Consider the following 18,556-nt stretch of genomic DNA (forward strand, 5'->3'; position numbering starts at 1 on the left):
AAAAATGAGTAAGTACACAGAAGACGATTTAAGAGAAGAATTAAAAACCAAAGAATATGAATATGGTTTTTATACTGACATTGAAAGCGAAAAATTTCCTAATGGAATAAACGAAGACATTGTTCGCGCTATTTCTAAAAAGAAGGAAGAGCCAGAATGGATGACAGAATGGAGATTAGAGGCTTTTAAAGTTTGGAAACAAATGGAAGAGCCAGAGTGGGCTAATGTAAAATACAAAAAGCCAAGTTTTCAAGATATTTCTTATTATTCTGCTCCAAAAAAGAAACCTAAATTAAACAGTTTAGATGAAGTTGATCCAGAAATGCTGGCTACTTTTGAAAAATTAGGAATTTCTTTAGAAGAACAAAAACGTTTAGCTAATGTAGCTGTAGATATTGTAATGGATTCTGTATCTGTTGCAACTACTTTTAAAGAGACATTAGCTGAAAAAGGAATTATTTTTATGCCTATTTCTGAGGCGATTAAAGAGCATCCAGAATTAGTTAAAAAATACATTGGTTCAGTAGTACCAACTACAGATAATTTTTATGCAGCTTTAAATTCAGCAGTATTTTCTGATGGATCTTTCTGTTACATTCCAAAAGGAGTTCGTTGTCCTATGGAATTATCTACTTATTTCAGAATTAATGAAGGAGGTACAGGACAGTTTGAAAGAACTTTAGTAATTGCTGACGAAGGTAGTTATGTTTCTTACTTAGAAGGTTGTACTGCTCCGCAAAGAGATGAAAATCAATTACACGCCGCTGTAGTTGAGTTAATTGCATTAGACGATGCAGAGATAAAATATTCAACAGTACAAAACTGGTTCCCTGGAGATGCTGAAGGAAAAGGAGGAGTTTTTAATTTTGTAACTAAACGTGGTTTATGTGAAACAAATGCAAAAATTTCTTGGACTCAGGTTGAAACAGGTTCAGCTGTAACATGGAAATATCCAAGTTGTGTATTAAAAGGAAATAATTCAGTAGGAGAATTTTATTCAATAGCTGTAACTAATAATTTCCAACAAGCAGATACTGGTACTAAAATGATTCATTTAGGTAAAAACACTAAATCAACAATCATTTCAAAAGGTATTTCAGCAGGTAAATCACAAAATAGCTATAGAGGTTTAGTACAAATAGGATCAAGAGCAGAAAATGCACGTAATTTCTCTCAATGTGATAGTTTACTAATGGGGAATGAGTGTGGTGCACATACTTTTCCATATATAGAAGCTAAAAATAAAACAGCACAAATAGAGCACGAAGCAACAACAAGTAAAATTGGAGAAGATCAATTGTTCTATTGTAACCAAAGAGGTATTGATACTGAAAAAGCAATTGCACTTATTGTAAACGGATTCAGTAAAGAGGTATTAAATAAATTACCAATGGAGTTTGCTGTAGAAGCGCAAAAACTATTAGAAATCTCTTTAGAAGGTAGTGTAGGATAAAATGTTATTAAATAGATTTATATATATGAAAAGGATTTTTATTTTAGGTTTTTGCTTTGTTCAAGCATTGTTAAATGCTCAAGACATAAGCTTAGATACTAATTATGGAACAGATGGTTATACTACGTTTGATTCAAGATCAACTGATCATGCTACATTTTCTAAATTATTAAATGATGGCAGTTTATTAGTGTCTTCATCAAGATTCAATACAACGTCTAATAAGCAAGAATCTGTTTTAATTAAGTATTTGCTTGATGGAAGTATTGATGCTAGTTTTGCAGATAATGGAGTTTATATTATAGATCATGAGGATGATAATGGAGTAGAAGTTTTTACTGACGCATCAGAAAGTATCTACTTGTATGCTAACGTAATTAATCAGAAACTTTTTAAATTAACATCACAAGGAGCTTTAGATGTATCTTTTGGTGTTAATGGAGAGTTAGCAGTTAGTAATGATTCTGAAAATTTTTCACCAAATGATGTTACTTTAGTTAATGACGGTATAATTGTAGCATCTTCCGTTAATCTAAATACTGATTTCATAAGTAAAATTAAAAAGTTTGATTTAGATGGTAACTTAGATACTAGTTTCGGAACAAATGGAGAAGCAACATCAACAATTGATATTATACGTTATGTAAGTAGTGTTAGTAATAATGATTTCTTTATTTCGGGTAGAATGGCTGATGATACTCGTAAAATTATAAGATACAATAGTGATGGTTCTATTACTACTTCTTTTGCTAATAATGGAGAAATTTTAAACTCAAATACTACAATTGATAATGAATTGATAAAGCAGATTAATAATAATATTTACGTGCTACTTTTCTTTGAAGATCTTGATGGGGCTCCCTCTTCTAAATTATTTAAGTATGATTTAGATGGTAATATTGATACAACTTTTGGAGATAATGGATCAATAGTTTTTGTTAGTGATTATATTTCATCTATTATTAATTATAACAATAGTTTATATTTAAGTAGTATTAAAATTCCTGAATTTAGTACTAATATTTATTCATACGATTTTGATGGAGCTGTGAATACCGCTTTCGCTACAAATGGAGTGTATACTGAGGACTCTGGAACTTTTAGACGATTAGCTACGAATTTGATACAGAAAGATGATACTTTTTATCTTACAGGAAGTCATAGATATTCTGATGCAGATGTTAAACATTTTTCAGCAAAATATAATTTAACATTTGCTACAGCTTCAATAGAAGATACAAAAACACAAAATATTGCTTTTGAAAATCCAGTAAAAGATATTGTTGAAGTAAAAGCAACTTTATCTAAAATTAATAGATTAGATATTTTCGCTTTAAACGGAAAATTGATAAAGTCTTCTGAATCTAATACCATTAGAACAGATGAATTACCTAGCAATGTTTACATTTTAAATAGTTATTTAGATAATGGAAACGTTGTAAGTAATAAAATAATTAAAAAATAGCAGTTCAATTACAAAAAATGAAAAAATATATATTTTATTGTTTATTACTTAATTTAAGTCTAAATGTTTTTAGTCAATCGATAGATATTGATACTAATTATGGAGATAATGGCGTTACAGTTATTTCTTCTAAAACAACTAATGACCCTACTAGGTCTATTTTGTTAGCTGATGGTAGTTTATTAATGTCAGTATTAAAATACAACGAAACTACGAGTAGTCACGAATCGGTCTTAATCAAATATACAAGTCAAGGAGTAATTGATACGAGTTTTGGTGTTAATGGTATTTATACTTCTGATATTGATGATGACAATGGCTTAGATACATTTATTGATAGTAATGGAAATATTTTTCTTACAGGTCAAGACTTTAACTTGGATAAAAATTTTATAGTAAAAATTACTCCTAATGGTGTTAATGATACAAGTTTTGGTAATAATGGAAAAAAGGAGATAGATCCGAAATATATCAATCTTAGATATTTTTTTAGAGGTGATTATATATATGTTGGAGTCAATTATTCAGGATCATCTTCAAGTGACCAATATGGTATAAAAAGACTTGATCTAAATGGTGATTTTGATACTTCTTTTGGTTCTGGAGGTATTATTAGTATAGATAATTTTATTAATGAATTCTATGTAACAGAGTCTAATGAATTTATTGTTGTAGGATCTGATTCAAGTTTTTCTACTTTAACTATATCAAAGCACAATACTGATGGAACTTTAGATACAGATTTTGGGACAAATGGTGTTTTATTTACAGGAAGTGGTGACACATCTGGTAGATATTTTACTTTTAATGAAGCTGAGAATAACTTATTTATGACTATTGGGGTAATTGGATCGAGCACTTATTCTGAAATATATAAGTACGATTCAAGTGGGAAGTTAGATAATAATTTTGGGACATCAGGAATAAATACTGTAGATAATTATTACTTAACTAATTTAAAGTTTTTTAAAGAAAAATTATATGTTTTAGGTATTAAGTTTGATACTTTAGATACTCAAATTCTTTCATTTAACCCTGATGATGCTTCAGTAAACACAAATTTTGCTAATAATGGAGCGTTAATTGAAACAACTAGTTTTACTCAGTTTGCAATTAATTTACATGTAAAGGATGATTACTTTTTTATAACAGGAAAGAATCAGTATGCTAGTGATAATGTTGAGCATTATTCCTCAAAGTATGCTCTTACATTTGCAACAGCTTCAGTAGAAGATACAAAATCACAAAATATTGCTTTTGAAAATCCAGTAAAAGATATTGTTGAAGTAAAAGCAACTTTATCTAAAATTAATAGATTAGATATTTTCGCTTTAAACGGGAAATTGATAAAGTCTTCTGAATCTAATACCATTAGAACAGATGAATTACCTAGCAATGTTTACATTTTAAATAGTTATTTAGATAATGGAAATGTTGTGAGTAATAAAATAATTAAAAAATAGACATAGAATTAATAGCACAAGCATAGTTACAATGTTAAAAATAGAAAACTTACACGCAGAAGTAGAAGAAAAGTCAATCTTAAAAGGATTGAATTTAGAAGTTAAAGCAGGAGAAGTACACGCAATTATGGGACCTAATGGAGCTGGAAAAAGTACAATGGCTTCTGTTATTGCAGGTAAAGAAGAGTATGAAGTAACCTCTGGTTCTATTGAATTAAATGGTGAAGATATTAGTGAGTTAGCTCCAGAAGAGAGAGCACACGCAGGAGTGTTTTTATCGTTTCAATATCCAGTAGAAATACCTGGTGTAACGGTAACTAACTTTATTAAAACAGCTATCAACGAATCTCGTAAAGCACAAGGTTTAGAAGATATGCCAGCAAAAGAAATGTTACAAAAGATTCGTGAAAAATCTGAATTATTAGAAATAGATAGAAAATTCTTATCTCGTTCTTTAAACGAAGGTTTTTCTGGAGGTGAAAAGAAACGTAACGAGATATTTCAAATGGCAATGTTAGAGCCTAAATTAGCAATACTTGATGAAACAGATTCTGGTTTAGATATTGATGCTTTACGTATTGTTGCTAATGGTGTAAACAAGTTAAAATCTAAAGACAACGCAGTAGTTGTAATTACTCACTATCAACGTTTATTAGATTATATCGTTCCTGATTATGTACATGTTTTATTTGATGGTAAAATTGTAAAAACAGGAGATGCTTCTTTAGCTTTAGAGCTTGAAGAAAAAGGATACGACTGGATTAAGGAAGAGGTAAATAGTTAAAAGTCTAAAGCGTAAAGTCTAAGGAGAGAAGTTATTAAGAAGTGTTTTCTTTTGAACTTTCAACTTTCGACTTTCAACTAACAAAGAAGAATGGAATTAAAAGATAAATTAATATCATCGTATGTAGCCTTTGAAAATGGATTAAATGTTGATTCAGAGGTACACGAAATACGTTCAAATGCGCTTCAAAATTTTGAAAAGTTAGGTTTTCCTACTAAAAAATTAGAAGCTTGGAAATACACTTCTTTAAATTCAGTATTAAAAGAAGATTATAGTATTTTTCCTAAAGCTGAAACAGCAGTTGAGCTTGCTGATGTAAAGAAATATTTTATTCATGATATAGATACTTATAAAATTGTATTTATTGACGGAAAGTACAGCTCTTTTTTGTCTGATACCACTCATGATAATATGGATATTTGCTTATTATCATCTGCATTAGACAAACCAAAATATAAATTAGTAATTGAAAATTATTTCAACCGCATAGCAAAGCAAGATAACTTAACATCTTTAAACACTGCTTTCGCTAACGAAGGAGCTTATATTTATATTCCTAAAAATGTAGAGGTAGAAAAGCCTATTCAGATTATAAACTTTACAACAGGTGCTGAAAACGCTACAATGTTACAGCCTCGTAACTTGATTGTTGCAGAGCGTAACTCTCATGTACAAATTATAGAACGTCATCAAAGTTTAACTGACAATGCTGCTTTTACAAATTCTGTAACTGAAATTTTTGTTGATACTCATGCTTCTGTAGATTATTATAAAATTCAGAATGATAATGTAAATGCTTCTTTAGTTGATAATACTTACATAGAGCAGCAAAAAGAAAGTCTTTGTTCTGTACATACTTTTTCATTTGGAGGAAATATTACTAGAAATAATTTAAACTTTTTCCAAAAAGGAGAACGTATAGATTCTATTTTAAAGGGAATTACTATTACAGAAGGTAAACAACATGTAGATCACCATACATTGGTGCATCATATTGAACCTAATTGTGAGAGCCACCAAGATTATAAAGGGATTTATGGAGAGCGTTCTACAGGTGTATTCAATGGAAAGGTAGTAGTAGAGAAAGAAGCGCAAAAAACGAACGCTTATCAGCAAAATAATAACATTTTAGTAAGTGATAAGGCAACGATAAATGCAAAGCCACAATTAGAGATTTTTGCTGACGATGTAAAGTGTTCTCATGGTTGTACTATTGGACAATTAGATGAACAAGCTTTATTTTATATGCAACAAAGAGGTATTGCTAAAAAAGAAGCTAAGGCTCTTTTAATGTATGCCTTTGCTAACACTGTTTTAGAAAGTGTTAAAATACCAGAAGTTAAAAAACGTATTACTAATATTATTGCTAGTAAATTAGGAGTTAATATTGGTTTCGATTTATAGTTAATACTCTGGAAAGAGTAAAAATAAAAAGCTCCATTTAGATTTTTCTAAATGGAGTTTTTTATTATGCCGTTTTTTGTTTTTAGTTTCTTGTCCAGCCAGCTCCCCAGGTAATAAAGTCTGTACCAGTAGCATTGTTGTTTTCGGTTAAAAATTCTGATGTAGAAAAGTTTATACTAGTATCGTTTTTTACTTTCAATACTACATCAATAAACTTAATATTAGTAGCTTGTAATAGATTGTCAAGAACACCTTGTCCAGTAGGGTTGTTTACCGTATCTCCATCAATGTCAAAACCTTCATCATAATGACCAATAATAACCATATTATCAAAAAGAGCCTGAGTACCTGCTCTCAACCTTATAGCTTCTCTCACAAAATTACCACTTGTAGTTTCTGTACTTTCAATAGTAATATTAGATATAGTAGGAGATGAATAATATAAAGGATTTGAATTATTTCCTGTATCTGTATTATAGCCATCACATTCAAAAGCTTTGTCTCCATCAATATTATGACTAATGTGAATATCACTAAGATTACCAGTATAACCTTCAGTCCAATCTATAGCATCGTCATCTATATTTATTGTAGAAATAAAGCTAGCATTAACTGTTCCACCACGAAATTCAAAAGCATCATCCTTTGTTTCATATATTTGTAAATGATGAATAGTTGTACCATTTCCTACTCCGTACAGCGTAATAGCATTACTTTCAAGTAGGTTACTTGCTCTACCTCCAGTATACTCTATACGAACATAACTTAAAATTCCAGAATCATCTGCTTCTAAATCACCTCCATATTGAAAATCGTAAATATTCGAAGTTAAAGTTGTTAAACTAGTACCATCTACAGAATTAATTGGAGCTCTCCCTAAAAGAACTATACCTCCCCAATCACCAGCTTCAGGATTATTTGAATTAGATGTGAAAATTATAGGCTCTGAAGCAGTACCTTCTGCTTTAATTTTTGAGCATTGTTTCACTGCGATAAATATATGGTCTCCTTTATTAGCTTTAATTGTAGTACCAGCAGGAATGGTTAAAGTAGCACAATTATCAATTATTGTAGGACCTGTGATTACATATTTTTTAGTTACATCTAACTCTAAATCTGAAGTATAAACACCATTTAGTTCTATTACATCTTCATTTTGATTAGAAGAATCATTCACAACATCATCTCCTACAGGTTCACCTGTCTCGTTATTAATAACAGATAAAACACCATTATCAGAAATAGTTAATTTAAATTTAGTACCGTTTGGTGATGTAAGTATTACACCTTCACCTTGTTCCGCAATATGTAGGCTTCCTTGTTTTATTTCGATGTTACCAGTACTTAATGTTTTGTTATAATTTTTTAGAGAAATAGTATCCACTTTTTTTTCTTCCCAAAAAGAGTTTTTACTATTTTCTGCATATAAAGCGTATGGTACACTCATTAATTGACTAGTACCTACATCAACAAAATTAGTTCCGCCTTGTATATCTATTTCTAATTTTATAAACTTAATTTTATCTCCCCAATCTATTTGTTCAAAGTTTCCTAAAATACTACTTCCTTTACCTATAGCTAGGTTAAATAATCCTTGATCATTTGTTGTAGGAGAATGTGTTTCAGAGAATAATGTAGTACCTGTAGCTGTATTGTTAATGATACTTATTTTTACTGTAATAGATGTGTTTCTAACTGGTTCACCATTATTGTCAAAAGCGACAGCTTGATAACTAAACCCTTGAGGCGCCTGTCCAAATGCGATATAACATGTAAGCGCTGTAATAAATAGTAATATTCTTTTCATTTTTAATTAATTTTTTAAAATTTTTATGGGTGCTATTTTTGTGTTTGGAAATTTTATGAAGTATAAACCTGTAGATAAGTCAGAAATATCTATTTTATCATTGTTAATAAAATAACTTTTTAATTTTCTTCCTTTTAGGTCTAAAATTTCTACTCTATTAATTTTTTTATTAATAGAAATAGTAAGACTACGTTTAGTAGGATTAGGAAAAATTTTTGTTTCTAATGCATTAACAGGATTATCTATGTTATCAATGCTTAAGGTTATAAAGTTTATTTCACTGGCTATATTTATAATACCAGAACTAATCTTATTTGTATTACTTTCGGAAGCAATATAAATCTCTCCAATACTATGGATATAACTGTTTTGTACTATTGTACCTGTGTTAAAATTGCCAATAACACTTTGGCAGTAAATAAATAGTGTAGAAAAAAAGAATAGAATAGAAATAGTTTTTTTCATCATAACGTTTGTTTTTAAATCATAACTTAACGAAACAAAACTACTTTTTTTTATTGATCTTAAATTTATAAAAGCTTTAATTAATTGTAAAAAAAAAAGCCTTCTAGATTTCTAGAAGACTTTTTATAGAATTAAAATTTATTACCAATTTACTTTACAATAAATCGTTTGTTAGTTTTAGTAAACTTGTTTTCTAATTTTAAGATATATACACCAGAGTTAAGAACATTTGTGTTAATTTCTTTGTTTACTTCTGAAATTTTTCCAGCTTGTAATACTTGACCTAAAGTATTTATAACTGAGTAAGAAGTATTAGATAAACTGTTATTTGGACCAACTACTTTTAATTGGAATCCTCTGTTAACTGGGTTTGGAGCTAATTGAATAGAAGTAAAAATATCTTCATCTTCGTTTCCAAGAACATCTTCTCTAGGATCAAACATTTCTAATACGCTTACAGTTCCTTCACAAGAACCTTCGTAAATTCTAACATTTGAGAATGTAGAGTTGTTTCCAGAACCTCCATCATTATCGTTAATAAATACTAATCTATCCATGTTACCAGTATATGAACTACCTACAGGAATTGTATAAGTTTGAGTACCGCTTGTATAATTATCATAGTTTGTTACACCATAGTTTTGAGTACCATGAACTTTGAAATATCTACTAGAAGTAAGAGTATTATCATCTTCAAAACCAATACCGTGAATCTCTCCTTGAGAAGTACTACTAAATTGGAATTCAATTACTGTGTTAGCAGTTACAGTATAATTTAATGCAATATACTTCCAAGTATTATTTGTTAATGTTAATGAGCTAGCAGTATTAGAGAAGTTTCCTGCTGAATCTTGGTTTGAGAATCCAGTAATTGTGAAATCATTAAAATCAATAGCAGCACATGAAGGAGAAGGGTTTCCGCCACCACCGGATGTTAATGCGATATTATCAATTGCAATATCACTAGACCAGCTAGATCCAGTTGTACCAACAAATCTTAATCTTACTTCGTCTTGTCCTAAGTAAGAACTTAAGTTTACAGACTCATCATTCCATTGGTTTCCTTTGTTACCAGAATCACTCCATAAAGTAGTCCAAGTAGCACCGTCAGTAGAAGCTTGTAAAGCTAAAGAACCAACACTTGTACCATACATATGGTTACTAAATGTAAATGTAGCTGAAGATAATCCAGATAAATCAAAACAAGGACTTTGTAATACAGCAGTTGCGTTAGCTCCTATTTGTCCAGTACTTCCGTTAGTTGAAGCTTCTAAGAACATATAAAAATTACCTGCTGCACCAGAACTTGGTCCAGTACCAGAAGAAGGAGTTCCTCCGCTATCTCTTACCCAGTCACCGTCATCACCAGAAGCTTGAGTCCATCCTACACTTGATTCAAAACTTTGACTGTATGGGAAAGAACTTACTGAAGAAGTACAGTTTGTTGGATTTGGAGGGTTTCCACCGCCACCACTGTTGTCTACACCATTGTTTGGCATATCATTTCCAATAGCACTAATTAAATTGTCTGATTTACCATAAGAACCATTAGGACATCCGCCTGTATTGTGAATAGAGATTACTAAGTGAGAGTTGTAATCTAAAACAGGAGACCCAGAACTACCACCTTCTGTATCTGCATAATATCTTACTTGTTGACCACTACCATTAGAAACTTGAAAAACTCTAGAGAATCCACTTCCACTAGGATCAGCATCAGCATTTACAGAAATCTCTTTTCTTCTTCCTCCTGGATGCTGAGGAATATAAATTCTATCTCCAGCTGAAGGAGCAGCTGAACTTAAACTTAAGTATCCGTAAGTACCAGTTGGGTTAGAAGGTAATCTAACTAAAGTATAATCTAAAGAAGAACTCGTTTTAATAAACGTAGAAGAAGATGCTACAACATCAGAAGAAGCAGCGCTTGTACCAGCACAGTTTGTGTTTTGATAATTGAATACGAAGTCAGTATTTTGAGCTTCACTAGCATTACCAATACAGTGATTGTTAGTCATTAAGTGACCTTCGCTACCTAATAGCCATCCAGTACAACTAGAACTACCACCAATAATTAATCTACAAACAGCTTTTGCTTTTTCAAACATTTCAGTTCCTTCATAACAAGCTATTTGCTCTTTGTTATCAGCTGAACAGATTGATTTTTGAGGAGCTGTACCAGATTTTTTTAAGATAGTTTCTTTATCGTATCCGTAAGCAACTTTACTAATTTTAAAACCAGTTTTAGCTGATTTGTTACTAGATGAATAAAATTTAACTTCTACTTTATCGTCAAATAAAACTTGAGACCAGAAATCGCTGATCATTGTTAAGTTTTCATCTACAATTTTACCTTTACCAGCATAAACAATAGATTCACCATTGTTAAGTCCAGTAATTTCTACGTAATCTCCAGGAGCTAAATCGAAGTTTTCGAAATATAATTTAGTATAAAAAGAATTTTCGCTAGCAAAAACCTTTTTGTACACTAATTGTTTTCCGTTAACATCACTTAGATTGTAATTTTTGAAGCTTTTAGTGCTTATTTTCTCGCTGACTTGGAACTCGTCACCGATTTTAACTTTTTGTGCTTGTGAAGTACCAAAACACAAAAATACGGCAGCAAGAGCCACCTTGAAAAAAGATGATTTTTTCATTTTTTGAAAGGGTTTAATTGATTAATTATTGCGAAATTATTAATTAAGTTAACAAAACACAAGTCAAATGTTAAAAAAATGCTAATGTGTTATTTTCTTTTTTGTTTCAATTTTAACAAAACGTAAACAAACGTAACAATAAGAAAAACAGGCCATAAGTAAATTAATCCAATGATAACATATTTTATAAGTTCCCATCCAAATGAGAATCCATTATTAAGTTTTGATGTAAATGATTTTTTATAAGTAATAGGCTCTTCTTTGTAGTCAACAGTTTCATATAAATCAATTTGAATAGTACTAAAAGCAACTTTGTGATTCATGTATTTTAGTTTTCCTTTTGCAGCATCAATTTCCTCTTGAATTATTCGTAATTTACTTTCGGTTTTTAAAATTTCTTCAACAGTTTTAGCTTTGCTACGTAAAATGTTTTCATACCTAACTTTTACTTCTTCTTTAGTTTGTAATCGAGAGGTAATGTCTACATATTCCTCTGTAATATCTTTAGTAGTAATGTTTTCAAACTCTATAAATTCAGAATAACTACCAATAGAATCCATTAATTCATCAAATTTAGCTTCAGGTACTTTAATTGTGAATCTATTTTCTTTTTTGTATAAATTATTTTCAAATCGTAAATCAGATATATAGCCTCCATTTTTATGAACGATTCTTTTTATTTTATTGGTGACATTTTTTACATCTTTTACTTTGTACTTAGCATTGGCAGATTTGATTATTTTTAAATTATTGGGTTTTTGGGTTGGTGTTTGAGTACTTAAATCTTTCGTTTCTTCTTTTACAGATTGAAAACCTTCATCAATAGCTACTTTTTCCATTGAAACTCTTTCGTGATAAGGCTCTTTGTTACTACAATTAATAAATAAGATTAAAGAGGAAAAAAGAATTGCTTTGGTTTTTAATTGAATTACTTTCATAATTTTATATTTTTAAGAATTATGAGCAAACCTATTTTTCTACTCAGAAAAGTAGTTGTAAAACGTTTGTAAATGATTTGTAAAATAGTTTACAATAATTAATTAGTTGAAAAATAAAACTTTAAAAAATTGACAAAGGAGGATAATTTTTATTTTGGATTATTAAAAAAAGAGGTGAAAACTACTTTTTTAAAAAATAATTCAGCTCCTAATACTATAGAAAAATGGAAAGGCGATGAGATTATAGCTTTTCAAGAAGATTTATATGCTGCCTTAAAAACAAAAGTTAGTGAAAAGTGGTTTTACACTTATTTTAAAAATACTCCAGAGAAGTTACCGAGGGTAGATATGTTGAATCTTTTGTGTAAATATTCAGGTGTTAAAGACTGGAATACTTTTAAGAATTTACATGAAACAAAGTTTAAAAAGACTACCAAAAAAGGCTATGCATGGTATTTTTTGTTAGTAATTCCATTTTTAGCAATATTTTGGTTTTTTAAACCTGTAAAGCATCGTTTTGATTTTTGTTTTGTTGATAATTTAAAAAATGAACCAATTACTAAGGTTCCATTAGATATAAAGATTATACAAGAAAACGAATCTCCTGTCTATTTTAAAACAGACAGTTTGGGGTGTTTTACATATGTGTCTGCAAGCAAGCAGATAAAGTTTATTGTACAATCTCCTTACCATAAAACAGATACTATTGTAAGAAATATTGATTCAAACGTAAATCAAATTATACCAATCCTTACAGATGATTATTCGTTAATGCTAGATTATTACACAAACGCTAAGGTGAAAGATTGGCAAAAACATAAAAAAGAACTTGAAAAACTAATTGCAGACGATGCTAAAATATACCAATTGTTTGGTAATAATTTAGGAGTTGAAATTTATAGCAAAGATGACTTTATAAGGTTTGTAACTACACCTACTCAAACTTTAAAACAAGTACAAATTTTATACAAGAGGGTGAAAAAAGATAAGATTGTTAAACTAAAATTTATTGTAAAATGAAAAAAGTACTGTTGATACTTTCCATATTATTTTTTATTTCTTGTAGTAACAAAAGTCCTCAAAATAGAGAAGCTGATATTTTTTTATTTGATGTTAAAGAGGAAGAAAGCACAATTCGTACTTATGAAGATATTGCAGTACAGAAATTACAGAATTATGTAGATTTATTGAAGTTGAAAAATGAGCATCCTGAGTTTAAAAAAGAGGTAATATTACAACTAGAAAAAATATCAAAAAATAGAAAGTTTCAGGATAAATTCCACGACTTTTTATTAGTGAAAAATATTCACAAAGTAGGTGAAGAAATAACCTTAAACGATTCTGTGAAAAAGTTAAAATTAGCGTTTGAATTGGTGAAAAAATCAGGTGTGAAATATGATTCTGTCGATGTGAAAATTAAAATAAATACAATTATTTTGGAAGGAGAAAACTTTATAAATAATGAAGTTTTATTTTGATTTATAGTGTTTTGTGTGTGTTTTGTTTTTGGCGATCAGACAAAAAAAATAAATTTTGTTGTAATGAACATGAAGTCCTCACGTCCAAAATGGTATAGTGTTCCACAAAAACAATATTACAATGAAAAAACTATTTATCGCTTTAGTACTAATGTCAGCTTTTAATTTAAAAGCACAATCTCAAGATGAAGTTTTCAACGCTTTATTAGAAACTTATGTAACAGAAAAAGGAGCCTTAGATTATAAAGGTTTACGTAAAAATAAAGCTGTTTTAGATATTTATTTAAATCAGTTAGAAAACACAATTCCATTAAAAAAATGGTCTTCAAAAAAGGCAAAAGCTTTTTGGATGAATGCATATAATGCCTATACAATTAAACTAATTATTGATAGTTATCCGCTTAAGAAAATTACAGATATTAAGCGTCAAGGAAAAAATGCATGGAAAATTCCATTGGCAAAAGTTGGAAAGAAAACATATTCGTTAGATTACATAGAACATAAAATCTTAAGAAGATGGCATGATGATCCAAGAATTCATGTAGGAATTAATGCTGGATCAGTATCTGGACCAAGATTTCCTAATTATGCTTTTACAGAAAAAAATGTTGACCAGAAATTAGAAAGCTTAATGAAAGAATTCATTAACGATCCAACAAAAAATAAGATAAAATCTACACAAGTAGCAGTATCAAAAGTTTTTGAATGGTATCAAGAAGATTTTACATCAACTAACACTTTGGTTTATTACATTAATAAGTATTCAACTACTAAGGTAAATGATAATGCAACAGTTTCATATTTAGATTATAATTGGGACTTAAATGAAAAGTAAAAAAATATTCTCCTGATAGATTAAATTATCCCATTGTAAGAGGTTGCCGTTAATTTGGTAGCCTCTTTTTTTTGTGCTTTATCATCAGTTAAAATGTTGTACAAAATTTCAAAAATTGTTAAATATTTTTATGAATTATTAGTTTCATAATTTTCTTATCAACACGAAATCGATTTCGTTTTTGTTTATTAAATTTTAGGTAATAATTAATCTTTAAATTGTCGATAATGTATTTTTTTAACACTAAAAATACAGACTACTAAACCTTCATAATAATCACAAACAAATCGAATTTATGAAAACTTTTTTCTTAAAATTGAGTAGCATTTTACTGCTAGCCAGTATGCTGCTACCACAAATTATCAATGCACAAGTAGATTTTCGGGAAGAAACAATCTACTTTTTATTAACTAGCCGTTTTTTCGACGGTGATCCAAACAACAATGCTCCAACGGAGTGGTCTTCTTACAATCCAGATCCAACGATAAATCCTACAATAACTGATCCCAATGATGTTACATGGAGAGGTGACTTTAAAGGATTAATTCAGAAGTTAGATTATATTAAAGATATGGGATTTACAGCTATATGGATAACACCTATAGTACATAACCGAAGTCCGTTAGATTATCATGGATATCACGCATGGGATTTTACAAAAGTTGATCCTAGACTAGAGTCGCCAGGTGCCACTTTTCAAGACTTAATTAATGAAGTTCATGCTAGAGGGATGAAAATTGTATTGGACGTAGTAACGAATCACGCTGGTCGTTTTGGAATTAAAGATGTTGCTGAAATTAAATACAATACAGATCCAACAAAACCATGGGCAGCAGTAGACAATCCTAATTGGGAATATGATGGGATAACTCCAAATCCAGATGACGGATTAATTTGGAGTAGAGCGAACTTGGCAAAAATGCCAGCTCCTTACAATCAAAACTTAGCAGCATATAATTTTCCTGGAAAAGAAAGTTATGTTGATACTTCAGATCCAGAATGGTATCATCACTCAGGAAATGGTTTTGCTCAAGGATTTGATGATGTAGAAAATCTTCAAAATAGAGCTTTGGCAGGTGATACACCAGATTTGAACACAAGTAGCCAAAAAGTAAGAGATTATTTAGTAAATGCTTACAAAAGATATATAGAAATGGGTGTAGATGCTTTTCGTTGGGATACGGTAAAGCATATGAGTAGAGAAGATATTATCTACTTTTTTGATGAATTCAAAGCTATAAATCCTGATTTATTCATTTTTGGAGAAGTAGCTCAAAAGCGCCACGAACTACATCCTGTAGAAGAAACAAATCCTCATTATTATACATGGAGAGGTGCTGTTAACAATTCGCAACCATTAGATTTAGCAGTAATCGACTTTTTCGGGGAAGCAACTTTTCATGGAACATTTGAAGAAGGACAATCTTTTCCAACAGTAAAAGCTGCAGCTCGTTATGATCATTTATATAGCGATCCATCTACATTAGTAACTTGGTTAGATAATCATGATTTTGGTCCTAATAATGATTGGAATCGTCGTTATGGAGGAAGTGATGAAAACTTAGCAGCTTGTATGAATTTTATGTTTACTTGGAGAGGAATTCCAACGGTATATTATGGAACAGAAATGCGTTTTCAGGCAGGAGTATTTAATGATATTCATGATGCTTCTGGAATTCAAAAATCTATAGATGAAACTGGTAGAGCTTACTATGGAAATGTAATGGATCAAGCCCCTAATCATAAAATGTATCAACATTTTAAAAAGCTGAATGCAATGCGTAGAGCTGTACCTGCTTTACAAAAAGGAAGTTGGGAATGGAAAGAAGCTCCAGGAAATGCAGTTTCTTATAAAAGAGTTCACGGAAATAGTGAAGTAGTTGTAGGATTGGCAAAAGATGGTAGTGCTAGTTTTTCTATTTCAGGAGTTAGAGATGGGATATACCGAGATGCAGTAACAGGAAGAGAGGCTTTTGTACAAGGAGGTCGAATTAACTTTACTGTAACCTCTGGTTCGGCAGGTATTTATGTGTTAAATGGACCTGGTTTAATAGGACCTTGTGGAGGAGGTTTCTTTGAAAATTGTGTAAACGGGCCAAGTAAGCCTGTGGTTCAAATTAATCCTGAAAACACAAGATCTGAGAATCCAATTTTAGTAACTATGAATGCTTTTGGAGGTTCAGGAAATTCAGAGATTTTTTACACTACAAATAATTCTAATCCAAATAGATCAAGTAATAGGTACAATGGATCTTTTACTATAACAGACTCTACTGTAATTAAAGCAATTGCTTATGATAGTAACGGAGAGGCTTCAGATGTGGTTACTAAATCATATCAAATAGGACCAATTGAAGGTTTACATGTATATTTTAAAAAACCAGCGAATTGGTCGCAAGTAAATGTACATTATTGGAACGAATCGCCAGATGTGTTGCCAGTAAGTAATTGGCCTGGACCACAAATGAGTAGAATTGGGAATTCTGATTGGTATGAATATATTTTTGATGGAGTAACAAGTACTAATTTATTATTTAATGATAATGGAAATGCTAAAACTGATGATTTATCTAGAGATAGAGATGGCTGGTATGAAAATAATACATGGTTTGATACAGATCCTAGAGGAGGAGGTAGTGATAATCAAGCACCATCTTTAACAATGACTCCAAATGGAGGTTCTTTTACTTCAGGACAAACAGTTTCAGTATCATTAAATGCAACAGATGATAATCCTCAAGGATTAGAGATTTATTATACTTTAGATGGAAGTACTCCATCAAAATCATCTACTTTATATACTTCAACTATATCGATTTCTTCAGCAACTACTGTACAAGCAATTGCTTATGATAATCAAAATGTATCGTCAGCAATAATTAGTAATGATTTTTCTTTTTTAGGAGGAGGAGATACTTCTGATTCAATGACAATTTATTATAAAGGAGGAATCAACAATCCTAATATTTATTTTTGGAGTACAAGTCCAGGAACTTTAACTACTGCTTGGCCAGGAGAAAACATGACGGCTATTGGTAATGATTGGTATTCATTTACACTTAACGGAGTAAATTGTACAAATTTAATTTTCAGTAACAATGGAAGTAATCAAACAGATGATTTACAACGTTGCGGAACTGGTTGGTATTTAAATGGAACTTGGTATGATAGTAACCCAGATAACAATAGTGGAGGAGATCAAACAGGAGATGAAGATTTAACAGTTTATTTTAAGTCTGATTCATTTAGTAATCCTGAAGTTTATTTTTGGGCAGCTACTCCATCTGGAGTTACAACTTCTTGGCCGGGTGAAAGTATGACAGCTGTTGGGAATGGTTGGTATTCTTATACTTTATCAAATACAGATTGTTCTAATTTAATCTTTAGTAATAATGGGAATTCTCAAACTCCAGATTTAAATAGATGTTCGAATGGTTGGTATTATAACGGAGTATGGTATAATGATAATCCAGATACACTTCAAGCAAGGAATGCATCTTTTGAAATACAAAAAGTATTTGATTCAATATCTATTTATCCAAATGCAATTAATGACAATTCTGTAGTGAGAATTAGTAATTCTATAGATGCAAGTGATTTAAAAATAGAGTTAATATCTGTTTACGGTTCTTCTCAAACAATTGTAAACAAGAATATTGGTGTAGGTAATTATCAGTTTAAAATAAATGCTTCTCAAAAACAATTGGCAAGCGGAATTTATTTCTGTAAAATATCTATTAATGGCGAGTCAACTATTAAAAAGTTGATTAAAAAATAACACATTAACATTTACGAGTCACCCTAAAATAA

General features: G+C 30.2%; 13 protein-coding genes. 9 read left to right on the forward strand and 4 right to left on the reverse strand.

The features are described 5' to 3' along the window. Positions 1 to 4 precede the first annotated feature (4 nt). The 5 genes from sufB to sufD all read left to right on the forward strand — a co-directional run bounded on the left by sufB (position 5) and on the right by sufD (position 6,569). Positions 5 to 1,453 carry a Fe-S cluster assembly protein SufB gene (gene sufB, locus EYW44_RS06300; RefSeq protein ID WP_132722823.1) on the forward strand — a complete coding sequence of 483 codons (1,449 nt, stop codon included), beginning with the start codon at positions 5 to 7 and terminating at the stop codon, positions 1,451 to 1,453. 25 nt (positions 1,454 to 1,478) lie between these two features. Further along, positions 1,479 to 2,918 (forward strand): T9SS type A sorting domain-containing protein, encoded by a 1,440-nt coding sequence (locus EYW44_RS06305; protein ID WP_165872175.1) that lies wholly within the window; start codon positions 1,479 to 1,481, stop codon positions 2,916 to 2,918. A 17-nt stretch (positions 2,919 to 2,935) separates the two neighbouring features. Continuing rightward, complete coding sequence (locus EYW44_RS06310) at positions 2,936 to 4,381, forward strand: T9SS type A sorting domain-containing protein (protein WP_132722825.1); 1,446 nt, start codon at positions 2,936 to 2,938, stop codon at positions 4,379 to 4,381. Between the two features lie 31 nt (positions 4,382 to 4,412). Then, positions 4,413 to 5,165 carry a Fe-S cluster assembly ATPase SufC gene (gene sufC / locus EYW44_RS06315; RefSeq protein WP_132722826.1) on the forward strand — a complete coding sequence of 251 codons (753 nt, stop codon included), beginning with the start codon at positions 4,413 to 4,415 and terminating at the stop codon, positions 5,163 to 5,165. A gap of 90 nt (positions 5,166 to 5,255) precedes the next feature. Then, entirely contained in the window at positions 5,256 to 6,569 is a 1,314-nt protein-coding gene (sufD, locus tag EYW44_RS06320; RefSeq protein WP_132722827.1) for a Fe-S cluster assembly protein SufD, read from the forward strand. Positions 6,570 to 6,651: 82 nt separating this feature from the next. Here sufD and EYW44_RS06325 read toward each other — a convergent pair whose 3' ends face one another. The 4 genes from EYW44_RS06325 to EYW44_RS06340 form a co-directional block, all read right to left on the reverse strand. Beyond that, a complete protein-coding gene (locus EYW44_RS06325) occupies positions 6,652 to 8,376 on the reverse strand; it encodes a hypothetical protein (RefSeq protein ID WP_243643612.1) in 1,725 nt (574 codons plus the stop codon). A 6-nt stretch (positions 8,377 to 8,382) separates the two neighbouring features. After that, positions 8,383 to 8,841, reverse strand: a complete 459-nt coding sequence (locus tag EYW44_RS06330) for a T9SS type A sorting domain-containing protein (RefSeq protein WP_207893756.1) — start codon at positions 8,839 to 8,841, stop codon at positions 8,383 to 8,385. 149 nt (positions 8,842 to 8,990) lie between these two features. Beyond that, positions 8,991 to 11,495, reverse strand: a complete 2,505-nt coding sequence (locus EYW44_RS06335) for a trypsin-like peptidase domain-containing protein (protein WP_132722829.1) — start codon at positions 11,493 to 11,495, stop codon at positions 8,991 to 8,993. A gap of 89 nt (positions 11,496 to 11,584) precedes the next feature. Next, positions 11,585 to 12,433, reverse strand: coding sequence for a DUF4349 domain-containing protein (locus EYW44_RS06340; RefSeq protein ID WP_132722830.1), 849 nt, complete (start codon positions 12,431 to 12,433; stop codon positions 11,585 to 11,587). Between the two features lie 129 nt (positions 12,434 to 12,562). Between EYW44_RS06340 and EYW44_RS06345 the strand changes: the two genes are divergently transcribed. The 4 genes from EYW44_RS06345 (at position 12,563) to EYW44_RS06360 (ending at position 18,524) form a co-directional block, all read left to right on the forward strand. Beyond that, on the forward strand, positions 12,563 to 13,453 hold the full coding sequence (locus tag EYW44_RS06345; protein ID WP_132722831.1) for a hypothetical protein: 891 nt from the start codon (positions 12,563 to 12,565) through the stop codon (positions 13,451 to 13,453). Then, a complete protein-coding gene (locus EYW44_RS06350; protein WP_132722832.1) occupies positions 13,450 to 13,911 on the forward strand; it encodes a hypothetical protein in 462 nt (153 codons plus the stop codon). The genes EYW44_RS06345 and EYW44_RS06350 overlap by 4 nt, the downstream gene beginning before the upstream one ends. Before the next feature lie 121 nt (positions 13,912 to 14,032). Beyond that, positions 14,033 to 14,746, forward strand: a complete 714-nt coding sequence (locus EYW44_RS06355; RefSeq protein ID WP_132722833.1) for a DUF547 domain-containing protein — start codon at positions 14,033 to 14,035, stop codon at positions 14,744 to 14,746. Between the two features lie 295 nt (positions 14,747 to 15,041). Further along, the gene (locus EYW44_RS06360; protein ID WP_132722834.1) at positions 15,042 to 18,524 is read left to right on the forward strand and encodes a starch-binding protein; all 3,483 of its coding nucleotides are present in this window, start codon (positions 15,042 to 15,044) and stop codon (positions 18,522 to 18,524) included. Positions 18,525 to 18,556: the final 32 nt, after the last annotated feature.

The sequence above is a fragment of the Tenacibaculum sp. M341 genome (genome assembly GCF_004337695.1).
Taxonomy (GTDB): domain Bacteria; phylum Bacteroidota; class Bacteroidia; order Flavobacteriales; family Flavobacteriaceae; genus Polaribacter.

Bases quoted from the DNA above. Each gene is read 5' to 3' on its own strand.
- EYW44_RS06340 (WP_132722830.1), bottom strand. From the start codon at position 12,433: ATGAAAGTAATTCAATTAAAAACCAAAGCAATTCTTTTTTCCTCTTTA.
- sufB (WP_132722823.1), top strand. From the start codon at position 5: ATGAGTAAGTACACAGAAGACGATTTAAGAGAAGAATTAAAAACCAAA.
- EYW44_RS06325 (WP_243643612.1), bottom strand. From the start codon at position 8,376: ATGAAAAGAATATTACTATTTATTACAGCGCTTACATGTTATATCGCA.
- EYW44_RS06335 (WP_132722829.1), bottom strand. From the start codon at position 11,495: ATGAAAAAATCATCTTTTTTCAAGGTGGCTCTTGCTGCCGTATTTTTG.
- sufC (WP_132722826.1), top strand. From the start codon at position 4,413: ATGTTAAAAATAGAAAACTTACACGCAGAAGTAGAAGAAAAGTCAATC.
- EYW44_RS06355 (WP_132722833.1), top strand. From the start codon at position 14,033: ATGAAAAAACTATTTATCGCTTTAGTACTAATGTCAGCTTTTAATTTA.
- EYW44_RS06305 (WP_165872175.1), top strand. From the start codon at position 1,479: ATGAAAAGGATTTTTATTTTAGGTTTTTGCTTTGTTCAAGCATTGTTA.
- EYW44_RS06310 (WP_132722825.1), top strand. From the start codon at position 2,936: ATGAAAAAATATATATTTTATTGTTTATTACTTAATTTAAGTCTAAAT.
- EYW44_RS06360 (WP_132722834.1), top strand. From the start codon at position 15,042: ATGAAAACTTTTTTCTTAAAATTGAGTAGCATTTTACTGCTAGCCAGT.
- EYW44_RS06350 (WP_132722832.1), top strand. From the start codon at position 13,450: ATGAAAAAAGTACTGTTGATACTTTCCATATTATTTTTTATTTCTTGT.
- sufD (WP_132722827.1), top strand. From the start codon at position 5,256: ATGGAATTAAAAGATAAATTAATATCATCGTATGTAGCCTTTGAAAAT.
- EYW44_RS06330 (WP_207893756.1), bottom strand. From the start codon at position 8,841: ATGAAAAAAACTATTTCTATTCTATTCTTTTTTTCTACACTATTTATT.